The 6,334-nt window shown below is 67.4% G+C and carries 2 protein-coding genes and 1 pseudogene; all 3 read right to left on the bottom strand.

Annotated features, from left to right (window positions below):
• Window positions 1-372 (bottom strand): annotated as a pseudogene (locus Amac_RS54600) (IS701 family transposase); the annotation flags it as partial.
• Window positions 373-559: 187 nt separating this feature from the next.
• The gene (locus tag Amac_RS53170) at window positions 560-1,750 is read right to left on the bottom strand and encodes a cytochrome P450 (RefSeq protein WP_155362043.1); all 1,191 of its coding nucleotides are present in this window, start codon (window positions 1,748-1,750) and stop codon (window positions 560-562) included.
• A 46-nt stretch (window positions 1,751-1,796) separates the two neighbouring features.
• Window positions 1,797-5,174, bottom strand: a complete 3,378-nt coding sequence (locus Amac_RS53165; protein WP_155362042.1) for a beta-L-arabinofuranosidase domain-containing protein — start codon at window positions 5,172-5,174, stop codon at window positions 1,797-1,799.
• Between the last annotated feature and the right edge of the window lie 1,160 nt (window positions 5,175-6,334).

Raw genomic sequence — 6,334 nt, 5'->3', positions numbered from 1 at the left:
CTCCTGGCCGGTCTCGTCCAGCGCCCCGATGGTCATCGCGCCCTTGCGGCGATTGCGGCGGGCCGCCTGGTCCAGACCGTCCGCCGCGAACCGGCGGATCCGGCTCATCGCCTCCGGGGCGTCCCACACGGCACGGTTGAGCAGTCGCTGGGTACGGTCGGGGGCACGGTCGCCGGTGTGCTCGGCGATGGTCCATCCGTTGCGTTTCGGCAGGTCGCTGACCAGCGCGGACAGGTATTTCGCGGCGTGCAGCCAGGTCTGCGTCCGGGCGAAGCACGATCGCAGGGATTCCAGCAGGGCGGCCCGTTCCCGCAGCGCGTGCCCGGCCCCTATCCTGGCAGCAGCAGCCGCCTTCGATTCATTTGTCCTCACAAACACATGATCGTCGGGCGGCTGCGTTGCGTTATACGGGACCTTGCGGGTTCCTCCAGGTCAAACCCACAATGGCGGCTGCCGTACTAGGTGATGTTCGATCGTCAGCGTGGCATTCACCCCGGCCTTTTTGGCAAGATCGGGGGGTGATCTCCTCTACGCAGCACTGTGTGGTGGCGCCACCACATCACCGGATCCGCAGCGGCAGGGTTCCCCAATGCAGGCGGAAGCCGTCCAGTTCGTCGGGCTCCACCGCGAGCCGCAGCCGGTGAAGCTCGCGGGCGATGCGGTCGAACATGATGCGAGCCTCGAGACGGCCTAAGGATGCGCCCAGGCAGAAGTGGATCCCGTGGCCGAAGGCGATGTGCCGATGGGCGTCTGGGCGATGGATGTCGAACGCGTCCGGAGCGGAGAAGACCGAGGGGTCCCTGTTCGCGCCCCACAGTGACAGGCCGACGCGCTCGAACGCCGGGATCGTGCCCCCTGCGAGGTCGATCTCGCGGAAGGTGAAGCGAGGCGGGACGATCTCGACCGGCCCGCGGAACCGCAGCGTCTCCTCGACGACCGCGCTCGCCAAGGACGGGTCGGCGAGGAGATCCTGCCACTGCTCAGGATGCGTGAGCAGGAGCCGGATGCCGTTGACGAGGACGTCGACCGTGGTCTCCTGGCCGGCGATGAGCAGGAGCTGCACCATCGCGACGAGCTCGTCGCGATCGAGCGCGTCGCCTTGCGCCTCCAAGGCGACGAGCTCGGAGAGCAGGTCGTCCTCCGGGACCGCTCGCCGGCGCTCGGCCAGCTCGTCGATGTAGGCGGCGAACGCCAACGTGGCCGCGGAATCATGGTCGGCCGCGGAGACGATGATCGCCGACCACTCGCGAAACCGGGCGCGGTCCTCCTCGGGGACCCCCACGAGCTGGGCGATGACGTTGACCGGCAACGGATCGGCCAGGTCGGCCACTCCGTCGAACGTGCCCAGCTCGAGAGCACGGGCGACCAATCGGTCCGCGACGTCGGCTATCCACGGCTCCAGCCGCGCGACCGTACGGGCCGTGAAGGCCTTGCTGACGAGCCCGCGCAGCCGGGTGTGGTCAGGTGGATCCAGATCGATGAGCTGGCGCGCCGCGATCCGCTCCGCCTCGCTCCGCTGGTGCGCGAGCGGCAGGTCCTGGGCCTGATGCTTGCGCACTTCGTGACCGATCGCCGGGTGCTGCAGGCCGTCGAGGACGTCGGCATGGCGCGCCACGATCCAGAGCCGGTTACCGGCCGGGTCGACCTGCGGGACGGGCCGGCCGGCGACCCGCACGCGCGCATAGAACGCGTGCGGGTCGCGGCGCGTGTCAGGCTCCCACAGCTCCGACAGCCTGAACTCGATAGTCACGTGCCACCTTCGGTGTGGTCGTGGATCCGCAAAGCCCTCCGGCCGATCAGCCGCAGGCCGCGGCCGCGTACTGCTTGACGACTTCGGACGTCACGCTTCTCCCGTCGACGGTTCCGGTGACGCGGATCGTGGCCTCACCCGCGGCGACCTGTCGCGCGCGGACCGCGAAGGACTGGTACGCGTACTTGCCCGGAGCGACGTTGGCAAAGGTGCGCGAGCCGTAGGGCGTCTCCATCACGACGTCCACGGGCCCGTCGTGATCGTTCGTCACGCGCACCGCCACGTACGCCGAATTGCCGATGCATCGCCCTTCGGCGGTGACCGTGACCGGCACCTCCGCGTCCGGCGCCAGCTCGGCCCGCGCGCTTACGGCGGCCGCCACCACCGCGTCCTTCTGCGCACTGGTCAGGCGCCCCGCCGCCACGAACGCCTCGGCCGTCTGGGTGACCCTGGCGACGAACGCGTTGTGGGTCGCGAACGGCGCGTTGTCCCAGACCACGTCGAGGAATGTCAGACCGTCGGTGCCGGGCGACGGAACACCGGTGACCGGGACGTCGTAGTGGGGCAGCCCGTCGTTGCGTTTCACGTTGGGAACGCCGGAGTCGATGCTCCCGAAGACGATCTGCGGCTCCACCCGGCGGAAGTACGCGGAGTGGGCCTGGGTGTCCCCGACGTACCACGGGCGCAGGGAGAACCCCTGCGTCGTGAAGAGCGGGTCGCCTGCCGCGCTCGCACCGGCCGCCGTGATGGCCGCCCGCGAGTAGTCGCCGTCCCGCTTGAGGTACCGGTAGAGCGTCAGCTCACGGTAGCTGCCGCCGCCGGGGTTGCCGACGATCGGCATGAGCAGCGGTCCCCACATGATGGACTGGGTGTCCGGCCGGTCGATGGCGCGCTCGATCCGGATGCTGAACGGCATCGAGACCTCGATGACGTCCCCGGGGCGCCAGGTGCGGCTCAGTGTCACGTAGGTGCCCGGCGCCGGGGTCTGCATCGGTGCCACGGCTCCGTTGATCCGTACGGTGAAGCCGTTCCGGACCCATCCGGGAACCCGCAGCTTGATGTCGAGGTTGCCGCTGCCGTTGACGATGAGCTTCGTGCCGGCCTGGCGCGGGAAGTTCGTCTCCTGGGTCACGACGAAGTCCTTCTCCGCCCAGGTCACGGTCGACGGCACGAAGAGGTTGACCCAGAGGCTCGAACCGTCGGCGGACTTGAAGTAGACGGCGTCCTGGTACTTCGTGTGGATCTCCAGCCCGGTTCCGCCACAGCAGGTGCCGGTGTTGCCATAGGACTTGCTCGCGCCCGGTGTCAGCGGCTGGAAATAGGTGACCTGCGGGTTGCTCGTGGTGGTCGCGTCGGCTCGCGATCCGGCGAGCTGATTGAAGAGGGCTCGCTCGTAGTAGTCCATGTAGGCCGGGTCCTGCGTGTGGAAGAAGAGGTTGCGAGCCAGCTTGGACACGTTGTAGATGGAGCATGTCTCCGCGCCGCCCTGGGCGATCGCGTTGGCGATGTTGTCCCGGTTCTGGAACATCTCGATGTTGTTGTTGGAACCCGGGTAGTTTCCGCCGGTGCCCCCATGCGAGAACATGCGGTGCGGGACGACCATGCCGAAGAAGTTCTTCGCCGCCTTGAGGTAGTCCTGGTCGCCGGTCTGCTCGAAGATCCGCATGTAGCCGCTGAAGTTGGGCACGTGCTGGTTGACGTGCAGCCGGGTCGGACGGCGCCGGCCGATGGCGGCAGGGTCGGTCACCACGAGGATGTCCCGGTTCTCGACGCAGGCGCCGAAGAGGGACTCCCGGTTGTCGAAGCACTTCGCCGTCTCGAGGTGCTTGGCGTCACCGGTCAACGCGTAGATCTCCGGGAACACCTCGTTGGCGCCGCCGTACTCACCGGCGATGTAGGTGTCCCACATGAAGTTGAGGTTGTCCCTGGTGATGGGTCCCGGGTACTGCGGGTGGTTCTTGTCGCCGAGAGTCAGGGCGAGGTGCGCCCAGTCCGCCATCTTGGTGACGACTTCGCGAGCCTTCTCGTTGCCGGTCAGGTAGTAGGCGTCCAGCAGACCGCGCATGATCTTGTGCTGGGTGTACCAGGGCGCCCAGACGTTCGTGTTGAGGTTGCCGCCATAGACGGCGAACCGGGGCGGCCCCAACCGGATCACGGCGTCCTCCGGGATGGCCCCGAGATAGCCGGGATAGACGGGCGTCCAAAGAGCCCCGGTGTTCCCCGCGACGGCGACGATGCCGGCGTCGCGGTGATTGGGTGAGGAGTCGAGCGCGGTCGCTCCGCCTTCCTCGTCGAAGCGGTACCAGGCGATGTTCCCGCCTCCCGTGGATCCCGCGGCGGAACTCTGGAGGGACTGGATCTCCGCCTGGCTGAGGGCTCGGTCGAAGATGTGGAACTCATCGATGGTCGCGTTGAGCATCGCGTCGCCGTACTGGGATCGGCCGATCCAGACGTTGCCCGGGACGCCGAGGTTGGTCGGGTTGAGCGTCATGGCGGTGTTCGTGCCGACGGGTGAGCCGTTGACGTACAGCGTCCCGACAGGGCCCGAGAGGGTGACGGCGAGGTGCACCCACTGCCCGGTCGGCACCGCTGACGTGCCATTGATCTGCTGCTCCTGGCCGCTGCCGCCGACGGTGATGGCGAACCGGGGCGGATTTCCGGTCACACCCGCGCGGGCGGTCAGGAACATGTTGACGGCTGTGCTCTGACCGAAGTCGAAGACCCTGCTCCAGTTCTGCGCCGCGGCGAGGTTGACCCAGGTCGCGATCGTGAAGTTGGTGAGCTGGGACACCGCCTCCTGGGGGAGACGGATGTGCTCCGCGTTGCTGCCGCCGTTGAGGCGCAGACCGTTGCCGAAGCGTCCCGCGACCCGGCCGATGACGGGCTCCTCGGGCTCCTCACCCCCGCCGGGAGCGCCCATCCGCGCGGTGATGGCGGCCTGGCACGCGGCGAGCTCGTCGACCATCCAGTCGAGCTTGGTCTTGTAGACCTGCTGGCCCTGGTCCGCGTAAGCCTGGGCGAGGGCGCTCATGTAGTGGCCGGCCCAGTGCCCGCTCAGCAGCCCGCCGTCCTCCCAGCCGCCGGGCACCTGCAAACCCGCGGGGTTCGGCCGGCCGGCCTGGTTGTTGAAGAGCATGAGGAAGCGGCGTTCGTCGAACGCCTGCAGGAACGCCTTCATCCGGTCGCGCTTCTCCTGCAGCAGACCGGCGTGCAGGCTGACCTCGCGCAGCCAGAACGGCCTGATCGCGGTGTTGCTTCCTGCGCCGACGTACGGGATCCCGGCCAAAGACTCAGCGACCGCGGGGGCGGTGGTCTCCGCTGCGGCCGCCGGAATGGACTTGGCTGTCGCGGCTAACGCCACCCCGATGGCTGATGCGCGCACGAATGTGCGGCGGCTCACTCCTGGCTTCTCGGACGCTGTCATGGCCCGTCTTCCCTTCGCTTGCAAGCTTGGCTCTCGCATGAACGCGTGATCTCGTGTAGTCGCGGAATGTTAGCGTTAACACGACCGGCTGGTGCTGCTCCCTTCCCGCATCGATCTTGGGTGTGACTGGCCGTGCCTTCCGGCAACGCGCTTCGGACAGGACATTGCTGAAGCGTGGATCATGTGCCGCGTGGCTCCCGACGCGACAACTGCAGCCGCGTGAAGCCGCTCATCCGAGGGGACATCTGATGAGATTGTTAGCGTTCACATGACATCGCCGACCAGAGCTGTCAGTCGAACTGTTACCAATGTGTTACGAGCGTATTGCGGATCTGGATGCGGGTTCCGCATCTGCTGGGGCTGTACATGAGCCCGCGGGGTGGGTTTGACCTGCGGGTAGGCGTGATCGGCGACGGCATGCTGTCTCTCTGGGGTCGCCGGGCCAGCTGGTGCGCCGGGGCGGCTCGTCGCATGGGCCGATGCTGCGATGCACCACCTGATCGGGCGCGGCAGCCGATGCACCGCCTGATCGGGCGCGGCAGCCGATGCACCGCGTCACGCCGGCACCCGGGCGCACAGATCCACACCCGTTCACCAGTGGCTGGTAGAGCGCGGCCCGCTCGGCCAGGCCGCCTGGGATCCGGTCCGGCGCGATACCGAACGCGCGAATGAACAAACCCAGGACTTCGGCCGGATCGACCGGGGGATCGGTGGCGTGCCCGCGTAAGTCCGCGTACAGCTGGCCGTCCGGGAATGGTCGCGATTTCCTCATCACCATGCAGTAGGAAATTTATTCATACCGCCCGATCGTTTATCACAGAAACCCCGCCCAGCTGACTTCCCTGCCCCCGATGGTAAGGATCTGTAGAGCTGAGATCCCTTACTAGTAGTGTGGTGGACTTTCGGCTGAGAAGGTGGACAAGTTCGCCGCGGCGGCGAATGTCCAGCCGTGTTTCTCAGGTGATGTTAGATCGTCGGAGCGGCATTCACCCCCGGCCTTCTTGAACACGGTCGGCGTGCGCCCTAAAGCCGTGGGACCAGCGTGACGGTTGGGTCGGGCGGAGCCCGGAACGAATCAAAGGGAGGAGGGTAGGAGAACTCCGGATTGGCTACCGACTCGTTTGGGGCGACCACGGCGCCGACGGGGCCGGGCGGAGCCC

The organism is Acrocarpospora macrocephala (genome assembly GCF_009687865.1).
Taxonomy (GTDB): Bacteria; Actinomycetota; Actinomycetes; order Streptosporangiales; family Streptosporangiaceae; genus Acrocarpospora; species Acrocarpospora macrocephala.
The sequence above is the reverse complement of the archived record's forward strand: the minus strand, read 5'-3'. Positions and strand labels throughout refer to the sequence as shown.

Bases quoted from the DNA above. Each gene is read 5' to 3' on its own strand.
- Amac_RS53165 (WP_155362042.1), bottom strand. From the start codon at position 5,174: ATGACAGCGTCCGAGAAGCCAGGAGTGAGCCGCCGCACATTCGTGCGC.